Source organism: Rhizobium sp. PP-CC-3G-465 (assembly GCF_004343445.1).
In the GTDB taxonomy this organism is placed as follows: Bacteria; Pseudomonadota; Alphaproteobacteria; order Rhizobiales; family Rhizobiaceae; genus Ferranicluibacter; species Ferranicluibacter rubi.
Map to the genome: position 1 here is coordinate 1844735 of NZ_SLYH01000001.1, position 15790 is coordinate 1860524.

General features: G+C 64.6%; 15 protein-coding genes. 6 read left to right on the plus strand and 9 right to left on the minus strand.

Going from position 1 to position 15790, the window contains the following annotated elements:
* Positions 1-4: 4 nt before the first annotated feature.
* Genes C8J33_RS08685 through C8J33_RS08695 form a run of 3 tightly spaced genes read right to left on the minus strand, consistent with a single transcriptional unit; the run spans position 5 to position 3602 of the window.
* Positions 5-859: a patatin-like phospholipase family protein gene (locus C8J33_RS08685; RefSeq protein ID WP_132663741.1), complete on the minus strand. Its 855-nt coding sequence runs from the start codon at positions 857-859 to the stop codon at positions 5-7.
* Between the two features lie 7 nt (positions 860-866).
* Positions 867-1430 (minus strand): 16S rRNA (guanine(966)-N(2))-methyltransferase RsmD, encoded by a 564-nt coding sequence (gene rsmD, locus C8J33_RS08690; RefSeq protein WP_110799926.1) that lies wholly within the window; start codon positions 1428-1430, stop codon positions 867-869.
* A gap of 6 nt (positions 1431-1436) precedes the next feature.
* Complete coding sequence (locus C8J33_RS08695) at positions 1437-3602, minus strand: pseudouridine synthase (protein WP_165929765.1); 2166 nt, start codon at positions 3600-3602, stop codon at positions 1437-1439.
* Positions 3603-3672: 70 nt separating this feature from the next.
* Here C8J33_RS08695 and C8J33_RS08700 point away from each other — a divergent pair, with 70 nt between their 5' ends.
* Positions 3673-4122, plus strand: a complete 450-nt coding sequence (locus tag C8J33_RS08700; RefSeq protein WP_132664510.1) for a nucleoside deaminase — start codon at positions 3673-3675, stop codon at positions 4120-4122.
* A gap of 4 nt (positions 4123-4126) precedes the next feature.
* On the opposite strand, the gene C8J33_RS08705 is transcribed toward C8J33_RS08700, so the two are convergent.
* The 3 genes from C8J33_RS08705 to ileS form a co-directional block, all read right to left on the minus strand.
* Positions 4127-4606, minus strand: coding sequence for a GNAT family N-acetyltransferase (locus C8J33_RS08705; protein WP_132663742.1), 480 nt, complete (start codon positions 4604-4606; stop codon positions 4127-4129).
* 7 nt (positions 4607-4613) lie between these two features.
* Complete coding sequence (locus C8J33_RS08710; protein ID WP_110799929.1) at positions 4614-5231, minus strand: hypothetical protein; 618 nt, start codon at positions 5229-5231, stop codon at positions 4614-4616.
* 191 nt (positions 5232-5422) lie between these two features.
* Positions 5423-8386 (minus strand): isoleucine--tRNA ligase, encoded by a 2964-nt coding sequence (ileS, locus tag C8J33_RS08715; protein ID WP_132663743.1) that lies wholly within the window; start codon positions 8384-8386, stop codon positions 5423-5425.
* Between the two features lie 296 nt (positions 8387-8682).
* Here ileS and C8J33_RS08720 point away from each other — a divergent pair, with 296 nt between their 5' ends.
* A complete protein-coding gene (locus tag C8J33_RS08720) occupies positions 8683-8973 on the plus strand; it encodes a type II toxin-antitoxin system Phd/YefM family antitoxin (RefSeq protein ID WP_132663744.1) in 291 nt (96 codons plus the stop codon).
* Positions 8970-9218 (plus strand): DUF1902 domain-containing protein, encoded by a 249-nt coding sequence (locus C8J33_RS08725; RefSeq protein WP_165929766.1) that lies wholly within the window; start codon positions 8970-8972, stop codon positions 9216-9218. Before C8J33_RS08720 ends, C8J33_RS08725 begins: the two co-directional genes overlap by 4 nt.
* Before the next feature lie 46 nt (positions 9219-9264).
* Here C8J33_RS08725 and C8J33_RS08730 read toward each other — a convergent pair whose 3' ends face one another.
* From C8J33_RS08730 to chrA, 3 genes are all read right to left on the minus strand, one after another.
* Positions 9265-10245, minus strand: a complete 981-nt coding sequence (locus tag C8J33_RS08730) for a bifunctional riboflavin kinase/FAD synthetase (RefSeq protein WP_132663746.1) — start codon at positions 10243-10245, stop codon at positions 9265-9267.
* Position 10246: 1 nt separating this feature from the next.
* A complete protein-coding gene (locus C8J33_RS08735) occupies positions 10247-11095 on the minus strand; it encodes a TIGR01459 family HAD-type hydrolase (RefSeq protein ID WP_132663747.1) in 849 nt (282 codons plus the stop codon).
* Positions 11096-11219: 124 nt separating this feature from the next.
* A complete protein-coding gene (gene chrA, locus C8J33_RS08740; protein ID WP_132663748.1) occupies positions 11220-12587 on the minus strand; it encodes a chromate efflux transporter in 1368 nt (455 codons plus the stop codon).
* A gap of 256 nt (positions 12588-12843) precedes the next feature.
* Here chrA and groES point away from each other — a divergent pair, with 256 nt between their 5' ends.
* The 3 genes from groES (at position 12844) to C8J33_RS08755 (ending at position 15619) form a co-directional block, all read left to right on the plus strand.
* Complete coding sequence (groES, locus tag C8J33_RS08745; RefSeq protein WP_092932367.1) at positions 12844-13140, plus strand: co-chaperone GroES; 297 nt, start codon at positions 12844-12846, stop codon at positions 13138-13140.
* 79 nt (positions 13141-13219) lie between these two features.
* Entirely contained in the window at positions 13220-14857 is a 1638-nt protein-coding gene (gene groL / locus C8J33_RS08750) for a chaperonin GroEL (protein WP_110726816.1), read from the plus strand.
* Between the two features lie 309 nt (positions 14858-15166).
* The gene (locus tag C8J33_RS08755) at positions 15167-15619 is read left to right on the plus strand and encodes a pyridoxamine 5'-phosphate oxidase family protein (RefSeq protein ID WP_245419985.1); all 453 of its coding nucleotides are present in this window, start codon (positions 15167-15169) and stop codon (positions 15617-15619) included.
* The last annotated feature ends 171 nt before the right edge of the window (positions 15620-15790 follow it).

The window sequence follows — 15790 nt, forward strand, 5'->3', positions numbered from 1 at the left end:
GCGTCTACCGCGACAGAAGCTTGTCGAGCGAGGCCTTCACCTCGTCCTTCACGCCGGCGCTGACCGCCAGCACCTCCTGCGCGCGCAGGAAATCCATGACGCGGAAGCGGCCGACATCCGGGCGCACGAGAAGGTCCGGCGCATGGGCCTTCATCTTCATGGCCGTGATCGTCTGCATCATCAGCTGGCTCGCGCCGAACATCGCGTCCATCCGCGTCGGCAGGGTCGTGCCGTCACCCTCCGGGCCGCCGACGACATCGACGGCCAGTACGATGTCGGCGAGACCTTCGAGATGATCGAAGGGAACCGGATTGACGAAGCCGCCGTCGATCATGACGCGCGCGCCGAGCCGCACCGGCTGGAACATGCCAGGAATGGCGGCGGACGCGGCGATGGCACTGCGCAGGTCGCCCGCCTCCAGCACCGTTTCGCACTGCGCGTAATAGTCGGTGGCGATGACCTTAAGGGGAATGGACAGGGCTTCGAACGTGTCCGGAATGGCTTCCGGCAGGAAGGCAGAGAGCACGCGTTCGAGATTGAACGGGCCGAAGCGCAGGCTGCCGCCGATGGCCTGCAAGGTCGAGGGGCGCAGCCGCCAGAGTCGGTTGGCGATCTCTTTGCGCCGGCCGACGGTGGAGAGCGCGAAGTCGCGAATATCGCTGCCGCGCATGCCGGCCGCCATGCCGGCGCCCATGATGGCGCCGATCGAGGTGCCGGCAATGACGCGCGGGCGGATGCCGAGGTCATCCAGCGCTTCGATGACATGGATATGGGCGAGACCGCGCGCACCGCCGCCGCCGAGCGCCAGAGCGACCGATGGGCCGCTCGATGCTGTGCTGGCGGACGGCATCTCCGACATGACAGGGTCAGCCGCGCTTGCGGAAGCGATAGAAATGCATGCGGGTGTCGCCGAACTGGCGGATGTCGAGCGTCTCGAAATCGGGCCCCGCCATCGGCGTTACATCGGCGCGCTCTTCGAGGATCACAAGCGCATCGGGCAGGATCCAGCCGCCGGCGGAGGCCGCCGCCAGTGCTCGCTCGCCAAGACCCTTGCCATAGGGCGGATCGGCGAAGACGAGGTGGAAGGGCTCGACGGTGCCGACCGTGCCGAGATCGGTCGCGTCGCGCCGGAAGATCCTGGCGCGACCGGTGAGGCCCAGCGTCTCGATATTGGTGCGCAGCAGGCCCCTGCCCTCCGCGCTGTTTTCGACGAACAGCGCCTGCCGGCAGCCGCGCGACAGGGCTTCGAGCCCGACGGCACCGGTTCCGGCGAAGAGGTCGAGGATACGGGTCTCCTCCAGCCGGTCGGGATAGGCGTGGCTGAGGATGTTGAACAGGCTTTCGCGCGTCCTGTCGGATGTCGGCCGGATATCGGCCGTTGCCGGGCTCGCGAGAGCCCGGCCGCGAAATTCTCCGCCGACGATGCGCACCGGGTGCTACTTCCCGCCGCGCGGCTTGGAACCGCCCGGTTTGCCACCGAAAGAGGGTTTGCCGCCCGTTGGGCGACCGCCTGAAGGCTTGCCGCCGAAGGAGGGCTTGCTAGCGGATTTCGCACCGGGCTTGGCAAAGGACTTAGCCGCAGGACGATCGCCGCCAAAGCTCTTCTTTTCGCCGAAGCTTTTCTTGGCACCGAAAGACCGTTCGCCGTCGGGACGATCGCCCCGCGGCTTGCGGTCACCGAAGCTCTTCGTTTCGCGATCGCCGCCGTCGCGGGACTTGAAGCCGCCGCGTTCCTCGCGAACCGGGGGCTCGCTGGCCTTGATCCAGTCGCGGTCCTGCGAATCCCGCTCGACGATCACGCGCGGGCCTGTGTCGGGACGGGCAAAGCTCGCGTTGCTCTTGCGATCCGGATCGAAACGCTGCTTGCCGACAATCGCCTGGCCATCCTTGGTGCGGCCGTAGCGCTTGACCTTGGGCGCGCCTTCGGGACGCTCGCGGCGAACCGGCTTTTCAGCCGATGCCGCCTCGGGGCCGGTCTTCTTTTCGGCGAGGGGACGGGCGCCGGGCGCCATCCAGACATTGGCCTTGCGCGGACGGCCGAGCGGCTCGCGCTTCGGCCCGTCGCCACGCGCTGCCGGTGCGCTATCACGGCCACCACGCTTGTTGTCTGCGGGACGCGTATCGAGACGGCCGCGCAGGCGCTCGTTGCGGTCGGCCGTCTTCTCGCGGAAGGCCGGCTTCTCGTAAGCGCCCTGCCCGCGGTCACTCGACCGGTCGTTGCCGCGTTCGGCACTGCGCTCGGTCGAGACCAGCGGACCTTCATCGTCGGCATCCGGATTGTTGAAGAGCGGTGCATCGAAGTTCGCCTTGGCATCCTCGATCAGGCGCGGGCCCAGCTGGTCGCGCAGCGTGCGGCCGCGGATTTCCTGGGCAGCACCTTCCGGCAGTTCGCCGAGCTGGAACGGGCCATAGGAGATGCGGATCAGGCGGTTCACGTCGAGGCCGAGCGCGCCGAGGACGTTCTTGATCTCGCGGTTCTTGCCTTCGCGCAGACCCATGGTGATCCAGACGTTGGCACCCTGAACCTTGTCCAGCGTCGCATCGATCGCGCCGTAAAGCACACCATCGACGGCGATGCCGTCCTTGAGCTTGTCGAGGTCGGCCTGTTCGATCTTGCCATGCGCGCGGACGCGGTAGCGGCGCAGCCAGCCGGTCGCCGGTAGTTCCAGCACGCGGGCGAGACCGCCGTCATTGGTCAGAAGCAGCAGGCCTTCGGTGTTGATGTCGAGACGACCGATGGAGAGCACGCGCGGCAGGTCTTCCGGCAGGCGGTCGAACACCGTCGCGCGACCTTCCGGATCGTTGTTCGTGGTCACCAGCCCGGTCGGCTTGTGGTAGAGCCAGAGACGGGTGCGCTCGATGCCGCGGATCTGCTGGCCATCGACCTCGATCTTGTCGGACAGGGTAACGTTGACGACCGGCGTGTCCAGCTTGGTGCCGTTGACGCTGACGCGGCCTTCCATGATCATCCGCTCGATGTCGCGACGCGAGGCGATGCCGGCACGGGCGAGGATCTTGGAGATACGCTGGGGCGCTTCGTCGGACACGGCCGTCGCCGCTGCGGCGCGCGCGCGGGCAGGACGCTCGTCGGCGACACGCTCGGCCGTGCGTTCGCCACGCGGCTTATCGAACTTGGGCTTGTCGAACCTGGGTTTGTCGAATGGGGGCTTGTCGAATTTCGGCTTGTCGGAACGGGCCGTCTCGGCGCCGCCCTTCTCGAAGCGAGGCCTGTCTGAACGGGGCTTGTCGAAACGCGGCTGTTCGCCCCACGGCTTGTCGGAGCGGGCCTGTTCGGCACGCGGCCTGTCGAACGCCGGGCGCTCTGTCGCGCGCGTTTCATGCGGCGTCGCGTCGTCGCGCTTTGCAAAAGCGGGCTTGCCACGCGGCGGTCCGCTGGTTTTTCCGAAGGCCGGCTTGCCGAAGGCCGGCTTTCCGCCCTCCCTCTTTTCAAAGGGCTTCTTGTCGCCTGCGTTTTTACCGAATGCGGGCTTGCCGAGTTTGGCCTTGCCGTCGGCTGCCGCTGCGCGCGGCGCGCGGTCTGTCGTCTTGCCGCCGCTTGCGGGCTTGCCGCGCGGACGCTGGGGCTTGTCATTGGATGTCATTTGTGTTGCCTGCCTTTTCAGGCTCTCCTATCAGGTCGGAGCCGATGGGTTAAGAGAAATAATGACGCGAATGGCCGCATCACCGGGGTTCATGGATCTGGCGCTGGCGGAAGCACGGGCAGCGCAAGTGCGCGGCGAGGTGCCGATCGGTGCTGTCGTCGTGCTCGACGGCACTGTGATCGGCGCCGGCGGCAACCGGACGCGCGAGCGCCGCGACGTGACGGCCCATGCCGAAATCGAGGCGATCCGCGATGCTGCGCGACGGCTCAATGCGGAACGACTGGCCGGCGCCGACCTCTATGTCACGCTCGAACCCTGCGCCATGTGCGCCGCCGCCATCTCCTTTGCCCGCATCCGCCGCCTCTATTACGGCGCCGGCGACCCGAAGGGCGGCGGGGTGGATCATGGCGGGCGCTTCTACGCCCAGCCGACCTGCCACCATGCGCCCGATGTCTATTCGGGGCTGGGAGAAACGGAAGCGGCGGGATTGTTGCGCACCTTCTTCGAGGCGCGGCGGTAGGTTTTCAGCCGGTGGCGAAATCCTGCAAGGCCCGGCCGGTCAGGCGGTAGCGGGTCCAGCCGTCCATCGGCTCCGCACCGATGGCGCGATAGGCGCGGATGGCGGGCTCGTTCCAGTCCAGCACGCTCCACTCGAAACGGCCGCAGTTCTTGTCGACGGCGATTCTCGCCAGATGTCGCAACAGGCTGCGCCCGGCGCCCGTGCCGCGGGCTTCCGGGGTGACGTAGAGATCTTCGAGGTAGAGCCCGTTGCGGGCCTGCCAGGTGGAGTAGATCAGGAACCAGACGGCGAAGCCGATGGGCGCGCCATCACGCTCGCAGATCACGGCTTTGGAAACGCTGTCCGGGCCGAAGAGGGCCAACGCGGTGGTGTCCACCGTCGCTTCCACTTCGTGCTCCAGCTTTTCGTAGGCTGCCAGTTCCCGCACGAAGCGCAGGATGATAGCGGCATCCTCAACGGTGGCCTCGCGGATGGTGACGCTCATGGCCGAATCAGAAAACCTGCCACCACTTCTTGCCGCTGCCCTGCACCTGCGCTTCCTTCTTGCGACGACGTTCCTTGATGGTTTCGTCCTCGCCGAGATCGGTCAGGGCTTCCTCGGGTGCCTTGCGGTAGGCGAGCGGGGGATCGCTGAGGAAACGGCGCTTGTCGGCATAGGCCCCCATCTGCACCTTGCGGGCTTCACGATAGGCTTCCTGCTGTTCCTTGGCGGTGAGCTTGCGGCCGTTGGCCGAGGCTTTCGCGAGCGGCGAGACATAGCCCGGCCGGTCCGCGTTCTCGTCGGCTTCCTCGCGCAGACGCTGGCGCGTTTCCTCGGGCGATTCGACCCAAGCCGGATTATCCTTGTTGGCCAGCGAAGCCTGCGGCTGGACGAGGGCCGTGCGCTCAGCCGACGGCGGCAGGACGAGACCCGGGCGCGGCTGGTACTTCACGTTGGCGGACTTGTCGCCGCCCATGCTGACCGTGCTGCCGAGGTCGTCCATCAGGTGCTCGCCGGCCGTCTTGTCCGTCCCGTAGGTCGGCCCGCCGATGCAACCGGTCAGCACGAAGCTTGCGGCCATGATCGAGAGCACGCCGGCGCCCGCACCATACTGTCGCGTCATTGTCATTCAAACCCTTCCAGCGCGTGCGGCCTGCCCCGCCAGCCTCCCGGCGCTCCCGGACCCCCCGGGATGCGCTTGGGCCGATCTGCCCGCCAATTCCTGCCCCATGACGGATAAATCCGCCCATTTTCAGGCAGGGTTCTACCGGATGAACGGCGCGAGCGCAATTCATCCGGTCGTCATGACATCACGACACGTCAAAGCGAAATGCCGAGCTCCCGCAGAGCCGCCGCATCGCGGGCGGTGACATCGGGATAGGCCGGGTCGGAACCGACATCCGTCGTCACCTTCCACGAGCGGGCGCATTTGCGGCCTTCGGCCAGACGCGGCTCGACGGAGACCTTGCCCTCGCCTTCCAGGCGGAACGCGTTTTCCGGCCCCTTGCCGACGACCACCTCGATGGCCGAGGTGATGCAGATCTCGGCGAAATCCTCACCGTCCAACGCTTCCGCCGTTACGGCATCGGCGATGTAGACGACGGGGGCTGCCTCCAGCGAAGCGCCGATGCGCTTTTCACGGCGCTCGACTTCCAGCGCGCCGGTGACGACGCGGCGGATGTCACGGATGACACGCCATTTCTCGGCAACGGCCTCATTGCGCCATTCGGCCGGCAGGTCGGGGAACTGCTCCAGATGGATGGAGACGGCATCGGGCTTCAGCGACAGCCAGGCTTCTTCCGTGGTGAAGGGCAGCATGGGTGCCAGCCAGGTGACGAGGCACTCGAAGAGGCGGCGGATGACGCAGAGGCTGGCGCGGCGGCGCAGGCTCGACGGCGCGTCGCAATAGAGCGCGTCCTTGCGGATGTCGAAGTAGAAGGCCGACAGCTCGACATTGGAGAAATCGATGAGCGCGCGCGTCACCTTCTTGAAGTCGAAGGCATCGTAACCGCTGCGCACGACCTCGTCGAGTTCGGCCAGCCGGTGCAGCATCAGCCGCTCAAGCGAGGGCATGTCGGCCAGGGCGACGTCTTCGCCGGGGTCATGCGCCAGCGTGCCGAGCATCCAGCGGATGGTGTTGCGGAGCTTGCGATAGGCATCGATGTTGGTCTGGATGATCGCCTTGCCGACGCGCAGGTCGTCGGCATAGTCCGATGTCATGACCCAGAGGCGCAGGATATCGGCGCCGGCATCCTTCATGACCTCCTGAGGAGCCGTGACGTTGCCCTTCGACTTCGACATCTTCTCCCCCTTCTCATCCATGATGAAGCCGTGGGTGACGACGGTGTCGTAAGGCGCGCGGCCGCGCGTCGCCGCGCTTTCGAGCAGGGACGAGTGGAACCAGCCACGATGCTGGTCAGAGCCTTCCAGATAGACATCGGCCGGCCATTTGAGATCCGGCCGGTCTTCCAGCGTGAAGACATGGGTAGAACCCGAGTCGAACCAGACATCGAGGATGTCCATGACCTGGGTCCATTCGGCCGCGTCGTGGTCGTTGCCGAGGAAGCGCTCCTTGGCGCCGGCCGCAAACCACGCGTCTGCGCCTTCGGCCTCGAAGGCTTCGAGAATGCGGGCATTGACGGCCTCGTCATTCAGCACCGTGCCGTCCTCGCGGGCGAAGACGCAGATGGGAACGCCCCAGGCGCGCTGGCGGGACAGCACCCAGTCCGGGCGGCCTTCGATCATGGCGCGCAGGCGGTTCTGGCCGGCGGCCGGCACGAAGCGGGTGTCGTCGATGGCGGTGAGCGCGCGGGTGCGCAGCGTCGTGCCGTCGGCAAGGTCCTTGTCCATGTAGACGAACCATTGCGGCGTGTTGCGGAAGATGACCGGCTTCTTGGAACGCCACGAATGCGGATAGGAATGCTTCAGCCGGCCGCGGGCAAAGAGCGTGTTGGTCGCGATCAGCGCCTTGATGACGCGCTCGTTGGCATCGCCCTTCTTGCCGTTGTCGTCCATGACGCGCGCAGGGCCACCCTCGGCCTCCGGGCCGAAACCCGGCGCGTCCTTGGTGTAGTAGCCGGCGTCATCCACCGTGAAAGGAATGCTCGACGAAATGCCGCGTGCTTCGAGATCGCGGGCAACAGACATCCATGCGTCAAAGTCCTCGCGGCCATGACCGGGGGCCGTATGGACAAAGCCGGTGCCGGCGTCTTCGGTGACGTGATCGCCAGAGAGAAGTGGAACATCGAAGTCGTAACCGAGATCGGTCAGCGGATGGGCGCATGTGATGGCGGCAAGTTCATCTGCGGTCACAGTCCGCCGACGTGCGAATACCAGCTTCGCCTTGGCGGCGCATTCCTCGGCCAGTCTGTCGGCAAAGATCAGTTTTTCACCCGGACGCGGCCCGAAATCATTGACCGCTTCCGTGACTTCAAAGAGGCCGTATGAAATCTTCGGCGAATAGGCGATGGCGCGATTGCCGGGGATCGTCCAAGGGGTCGTGGTCCAGATAACGACGAAGGCGTTATGGAGATCCAAATCAATCGTATTGACGACACCGTTGCGGCCGATCCTTGTATCGGGTGTTTCCGCAATCACCGGAAACTTCACCCAGATCGTGTCACTCTCGACGTCGTGATACTCCACCTCGGCCTCAGCGAGCGCCGTGCGCTCCACCACCGACCACATGATCGGCTTCGAGCCGCGATAGAGCTGGCCGCTTTTGGCGATCTTCAGGAGTTCTCCGGCGATGCGGGCTTCGGCATGAAAGTTCATCGTGAGGTAGGGATTGTCGAAATCGCCGGTGATACCAAGGCGCTTGAACTCGTCGGCCTGCACCTTGATCCATTTTTCGGCATAGGCGCGGCATTCGCGGCGGAACTCGATCATGGCGGCGGGCTCGCGCAGGTCGGGCTTGCCCTTCCCCTTGGCGCGGTAGTTCTCCTCCTCGATCTTCCACTCGATCGGCAGGCCGTGGCAATCCCAGCCGGGCACGTAATTGCTGTCGAAGCCGCGCATCTGGAACGAGCGGGTGATGACGTCCTTCAGGATCTTGTTCAGCGCGTGGCCGATGTGGATGTTGCCGTTGGCATAGGGCGGGCCGTCATGCAGCACGAATTTTGTCCGGCCAGCGGCGGAGGCGCGCAGCTTTTTGTAGAGGTCCATCTGCTGCCAGCGGGCCACCATCTCCGGCTCCTTCTGCGGCAGGCCGGCGCGCATGGGGAAGTCGGTTTCGGGCAGATAGAGGGTCTTGGAATAGTCGAAGGTTTGGGTGGTCTCGGTCATATCGGCGATCATTCTCTGGCGCTTGGGAAGCGCAATGTCGGGGCAGGAAACAGACGCGCGGGGCGTGCAAGCCCTGCGGCGGCGCAAATGCTTGAAACCCGGACCTTCCGGCCGCTTAGCGCGCGCGGAAGGCCGGGCCGATAATTCGCAGGGAAGACGCAGGCCGCATGTGTGTCATGATGGCCCGTTGTCTAAGGGTTTTTGCAGCGGAATGGAAGGGGGCCTCCGCACGCAGCAAATGGACTTCACGGGTCGGCTCCGCTATGCTGACCATCTGACGAGATGGGAGTTTTTCCATGGCCAAGAATCTCGCAAAACCTCCAACGTGGAAGCTGGAGGACGCAAAAGCTCGCTTCAGCGAAGTCGTCCGGCGCGCGCGAAGCGAAGGTCCACAACGCGTTACGGTGCGGGGGCGCGACAGCGTCGTCGTCATCAGCGTCGAGGAGCACGAGCGGCTGACGGTATCTCAACCACGGCAAAGCTTCTTGGAGTTCATGGAAGGACTTGGTCATCACGGGTTCGACCTCGATATCGAGCGGGAAGACGACCGGGGACGGGACGTTGATCTGGGAGGATCATGGGCATGAAACGTACGTTCTTCGTGAGGGCCGTCTGGGATGCTGAAGCCGGGGTTTTCATTTCCGAAAGCGACATCGTGGGCGTGCATATCGAAGCCGACGATCTTGATGCCTTTCAGGCCATCATGGCGGACGCGGCCATCGCGTTGATCGTCAACAATCATATCTCGCTGCCGGAGCTGGCAACGACACCGCTGAAGGACCTGATCCCCGCGATCGTCTGGCAGGCACCCATCCTGCCGGTCGCGGCCTGATGCCGGACGGGTTCTACCTGAAAGATGCCGGCTACGACGGCAAACTCTAGAAACACAGCCCCATATCGATCCCGCTGAGCGGCGTAACGCCTGAGAGAAGCGCGCGGGCTTCCGCGTCGTCCTGCTTCATCTGGACGATCAGCGGGTCGAGGCCGTCGAACTTCAGTTCGTCGCGCAGGTGGCCGAAGAAGGAGACGGAGGCGATTTCGCCGTAGAGGTCGCCTGAGAAGTCGAACAGGAAGGTCTCGAGCAGGGCCTCGCCATCGCTGGTCACCGTCGGGCGGCGGCCGAAGCTGGCGACGGCATCGTGCAGGGAGCCATCGGCGCGGCGGAAGCGGACGGCGTAGATGCCGTTTCTCAGGCAGACGCCGGGGTCGAGGCGCATGTTGGCGGTGGGATAGCCGAGCGTGCGGCCAAGCCGTTTGCCGCCGATCACCTCCGCCTCCACCGTGTAGCGATAGCCGAGCAGGCCCGCCGCCTGCGCCACGTCGCCTTCGACGAGAAGGCTGCGGACGCGGCTGGACGAGATGACGTCGGCGTTCTCGTCGCGATAGGCATCGACCAGCGTGACGCCGAAACCGTTGTCGGTGCCGGCCTTCATCAGGAAGGCGGGACCGCCTTCCCGGCCCTTACCGAAATGGAAGTCGAACCCGGTGACGACATGGCCGGCCTTCAGCCAGTCCATCAGCACGTCGCGGATGAAATCATGCGCCGACATCTGCGAGAAGCTGCGATCGAACGGATATTCGATGACAGCGGCAAAGCCCATGCCTTCGAGGATGCGCGCCTTAAGCGGCGCCGGCGTCAGGCGGAAGACGGGCTCGTCGGGCCGGAAGATGGCGCGGGGATGGGGCTCGAAGGTCAGCACGAGCGCGGGCACGCCCAGCGCGTGGGCCTCGACCAGCGCACGATCGAGCACCGACTGGTGACCGCGATGCACGCCATCGAAATTGCCGATGGCGATGACGCCGCCGTGGAGGGCGGCCGGCAAAGGATTTTTCGTCTCGTTGCGGTGAAAGACTGTCATGTCACGCGAGCCGGGGCATCCACCATTTCGGCGTCGCGCCCTCCTTTTTCAGGAAGGCGGCGAGTTTCGCCTCATCGGTCTTTTCGCCGGTCATGTACTCGGCTCCATGAATGCCCGCGCTGATATAGAGAACGTCGATACCGCTGTCCTGCGCGCCGCGAACGTCGGTTGGCATGCCATCGCCGATGGCGATGACGCGGGCGCCTTCCAGCGTGCCGCGGACACCCTTGGCTTCGCTCAGCGCCGCACGATAGATCGGCTTGTGCGGCTTGCCGGCGATGCGGGCCTCGCCGCCCAGATCCTCATAGAGCTTGGCGATGGCGCCGGCACAGGGGATCAGCCGGTCTCCCCGCTCGACCACGAGGTCCGGATTGGCGCAGATGAAGGGCAGCTTGCGCTTGGCCAGGACCGAGAGCGTGGCGCGGTAATCGTCCGGCGTCTCGGTTTCGTCGTCGAAGAACCCGGCGCAGACGACGATCTCGGCATCTTCGGAGGCGACGATATCGACGCCGAGGCCAGCCAGCAGCGGAAAATCGCGATCGGAGCCGATGAAGTAGATCTTCTTCGGGCCAGCGGCGATCAGCGCGCGGGTGACATCGCCCGAGGTGACGATGCGGTCATAGGCGGTATCGGGCACGCCGAGCCCGCGGATCTGGACGATGACGCCGGGATGCGGACGGGGGGAATTGGTGACGAGAACGACGGTGACGCCGCGGCTGCGCGCGTCCGTCAGCGCTTCGCAGGCCGAACGGAAGGCCGCAACGCCATTGTGAAGGACGCCCCAGACGTCGCACAGCACCACGTCATAGCGGCTCGCGATGTCACGAAAGCTGTTGATGCGAACGGCCATGCAGGCTTCCCGTTGAGACTTCTATCGGCTGACATCGCAAGGACGTCGCCAAAAGACAAGCCTAAACGCGGCAATCGTATCGCTTATCCGCCGCATTCCTCTGTAAATTGCGCGCCCCGGCGCCTCAGAGCAGCGAGAGCATGAGCCCGCCGGCGGCGCAGACGGCGAGCGTGCCGACCACGCCAAGCCGCGCGACGAAGAGCAGGCTGCCTGCCAGCAGCGCGAGAAGCGCTGCCGCGACGTTGAAACTCGCCAGTTCGGGAACGGACAGGACCAACGGCCCGAACCGGCTCTGCTGCACGTTCGCAAACAGCACGTGCAGGGCGAACCAGACGGCGAGGTTGAGGATGACGCCGACCACGGCGGCCGAGATCGCGCTCATGGCCGCGACCGCCATGCGGTTGCCCCGCAGCCGCTCGACGGAGGGCGCGCCGAGGAAGATGAGGGCGAAGCACGGCACGAAGGTGACCCAGGTGGCGACGAGGCCGCCGATGAGGCCTGCAACCACGGGATCGAGCCCGGCCGGCGGCAGGCGGAAGGCCGCCATGAAGGCGACGAAGGTCAGCACCAGAACCAGCGGCCCCGGCGTGGTTTCCGCCAGCGCCAGCCCATCCAGCATTTCACCGGGCCGCAGCCAGTGGTGGGTTTCCACCGCCTGCTGGGCGACATAGGCGAGCACCGCATAGGCCCCGCCGAAGGTGACGACAGCCATCTTGGAAAAGAAGATGTGGAGGGCGAAGAAGACGTTTCCGGCGGCCCAGAGGGCGAGGATGAGGCCGAGCGGGGCGACCCAGAGGCACGACCAGAGGCCGACGAGCGCCAGCGTCTGCGGCCAGGTTCTCGACCTGTCCGTTGCCCCTGCCACCCATCTAGCTTCCGCCTTCCGCTTGGCTGTGAGCAGGCCGAACAGGCCGGCGGCGAGGATGACCAGCGGAAAGGGCACGGAGAAGAAGAACAGGGCCGCGAAGGCCAGCGCGGCAATGGCGCGCGACGAGACCGTCTTCAGCGCGCGCCGGGCGAGACGCAGGAGCGCTTCGACCACGATGGCGAGCACCGCAGCCTTCAGGCCGAAGAATACCGCCGAGAGCATGCCCGTCTGGTGGTAGAGCGCGTACAGCGTCGAAAGGCCGAGCAGAATGCAGAGACCGGGCGCCACGAAGAGGATGCCGGCCACGAGCCCGCCGCGCGTGCCGTGCAGCAGCCAGCCGATATAGATGGCGAGCTGCTGCGCTTCCGGACCCGGCAGCAGCATGCAGTAATTCAGGGCGTGCAGGAAGCGATCCTCCGGCACCCAGCGCCGCGTTTCCACCACCTCGCGGTGCATCAGCGCGATCTGCCCGGCCGGGCCGCCGAAGCCGAGAAGACCGATACGGGCCCAGACGCGCGCGGCTTGTGCGAAAGACGGCTTCGGGCTGTTACCCGCCTCTGTGGAAACATCGCGCGGATGGTCGGAAACGGCGCCCGTCTCATTCGTGCCGTGTTGATCGTTCATCGTCCGCCCCGCGCCTTATCCCGTCCGAATCGTTCTGACAACGATCGATCGGCCCCTTGCGACGCGCGTCTCACCCGTGTCGCAGACCGTCTCTACGATGGTCATGTGACAGGCGGCGGACATAAATGATGGCCGCCAATCTTGACTCCGGCACAAACCGTCCTTATCTCAGCCTTGCTAGCACTCGACCTACCGGAGTGCTAACAGATCGATGGATCCTAGAGATCCCAGCGTCATTTGATCGAGGGAAAAGACAATGACAAGCACTACCTTCCGCCCCCTGCACGACCGCGTCGTCGTACGTCGCGTCGAGTCCGAAGCCAAGACCAAGGGCGGCATCATCATTCCCGACACCGCCAAGGAAAAGCCGCAGGAAGGCGAAATCGTCGCCGTCGGCTCCGGCGCGCGTGACGACAGCGGCAAGATCGTTCCTTTGGACGTCAAGGCCGGCGACCGCATCCTGTTCGGCAAGTGGTCGGGCACCGAAGTCAAGCTCAACGGCGAAGACCTGTTGATCATGAAGGAATCCGACATCATGGGCGTTATCGCCTGATATCGGCTCTGCCTTCGGCAGGTCCTTCGCACAATCCGACGACACTTAAAATTTGGGCTTATGCCCGGGAGTTTTCAAAATGGCAGCTAAAGAAGTAAAATTCGGCCGCACCGCGCGCGAAAAAATGCTGCGCGGCGTCGATGTCCTCGCTGATGCCGTCAAGGTCACGCTGGGCCCCAAGGGCCGCAACGTCGTCATCGACAAGTCCTTCGGCGCACCGCGCATCACCAAGGACGGCGTTTCCGTCGCCAAGGAAATCGAACTGGAAGACAAGTTCGAGAACATGGGCGCACAGCTCGTTCGCGAAGTCGCTTCCAAGACCAACGACATCGCCGGTGACGGCACCACGACTGCAACCGTTCTGGCCCAGGCCATCGTTCGCGAAGGCAACAAGGCCGTTGCAGCCGGCATGAACCCGATGGACCTGAAGCGCGGCATCGACCTCGCCGTTCTCGCCGTCGTCAAGGACCTGCAGGCCAAGGCAAAGCCGATCTCCACATCGGAAGAAGTCGCTCAGGTCGGCACCATCTCGGCAAACGGCGACAAGCAGGTTGGTCTCGACATTGCTGAAGCCATGCAGAAGGTCGGCAACGAGGGTGTCATCACCGTCGAGGAAGCCAAGACCGCCGAAACCGAACTCGAAGTCGTCGAAGGCATGCAGTTCGACCGCGGCTACCTCAGCCCCTACTTCGTGACCAACCCGGAAAAGATGCTGGCCGAGCTCGAGGACGTTTACGTTCTCCTGCACGAAAAGAAGCTTTCGAACCTGCAGGCCATGCTTCCGGTTCTCGAAGCTGTCGTCCAGACCGGCAAGCCGCTCCTGATCATCGCTGAAGATGTCGAAGGCGAAGCTCTTGCAACGCTCGTCGTCAACAAGCTGCGTGGCGGCCTCAAGATCGCTGCCGTCAAGGCTCCGGGCTTCGGCGACCGCCGCAAGGCCATGCTGGAAGACATCGCCGTTCTGACGGGTGGCACGGTCATCTCCGAAGACATCGGCATCAAGCTCGAGAACGTCACGCTCGAAATGCTCGGCCGTACCAAGAAGGTCTCGATCTCCAAGGAGAACACGACCATCGTCGACGGTGCCGGCGCCAAGAACGAGATCGAAGGCCGCGTTGCCCAGATCAAGGCGCAGATCGAAGAAACCTCTTCGGACTACGACCGCGAAAAGCTTCAGGAACGTCTGGCCAAGCTCGCTGGTGGCGTTGCCGTCATCCGCGTCGGCGGCTCGACGGAAATCGAAGTCAAGGAACGCAAGGACCGCATCGACGACGCGCTGAACGCAACCCGTGCAGCCGTTCAGGAAGGCATCGTTCCCGGCGGCGGCGTGGCTCTGCTGCGTTGCTCGGCCGTTCTCGACGTCAAGGGCGAGAATGCCGATCAGGACGCCGGCGTCGCCATCGTTCGCAAGGCTCTCCAGTCGCTCGTTCGCCAGATCGCCGACAATGCCGGTGACGAAGCTTCGATCGTCGTTGGCAAGATCCTCGACAAGAACGACGACAACTACGGCTACAACGCCCAGACGAGCGAATATGGCGACATGATCGCCATGGGCATCGTCGACCCGGTCAAGGTCGTGCGCACCGCGCTGCAGAACGCAGCTTCGGTCGCTTCGCTCCTGATCACCACCGAAGCCATGATCGCCGAACTTCCCAAGAAGGACAGCGGCGCCGGCGGCGGCATGCCCGACATGGGCGGCATGGGCGGCATGATGTAATCAATCCGAAAAGGATTGACGGAATGAAGGGGCGGTCCGCAAGGGCCGCCCTTTTTCGTTCCACGGGGCTTCAGGGCATGTCCCCGGGGATCGACCGCTTCGAGCTACCGACTTCCTATTTTTCGGAACGGGTATTGCTTCACCGCATCACCGCCGTGCTCAACCTCACGCGAAATGTCACGAGAACCGTTTGTCGGAGGCGGCGGCATTTGCCAGACAGGCTCCAAAGGCGCACTGTCGGCGAACGTTCCCGCGCGCTTCCGCTGATCCGGAAGCCTCGTCGAAGGAACGGCCGACAGGAGTGCCATCATGAACGTACGCGATATGACAACGCCGGAATGCGAGGCGGTGTTGGCCGCCAATACCATCGGGCACCTTGGCTGCAGCACCGGAAACCGGCCTTATGTCATCCCGATCCGGTATGCCTTCCGAAAGGGCGCTTTCTACAGCTTTTCACTGCCGGGCAGGAAGATCGATACGCTGCGCGCCAACCCACAGGCTTGCATTCAGGTCGAGACGCTGGCGACGCCGGAGGAATGGCAGAGCGTCCTGCTGGAAGGGCTTTATCAGGAACTGCCCGACGACGAGACATGGCACGGCGAACACGTCTACGCCTGGTCGCTGCTGCAGGAGAAAGGCAACTGGTGGGAGCCGGGCGCCTACAAACCCGGCGAGACTGCGTCCTCAGGCGAAGCGCTGCTTCCGGTATTCTACAGCATCCAGATCGAGAGCCTGTCGGGGCGTCATGCGACGAACGCCTGATGCGGGCCGCCGGTGACGCGATCTTTTGGCGAGTGAGCGGGTGCTCGTTCGCCAGATGGCAGACAATGCCGGTGACGAAGCTTCGATCGTCGTTGGCAAGATCCTCGACAAGAACGACGACAACTACGGCTACAACGCCCAGACGAGCGAATATGGCGACATGATCGCCAG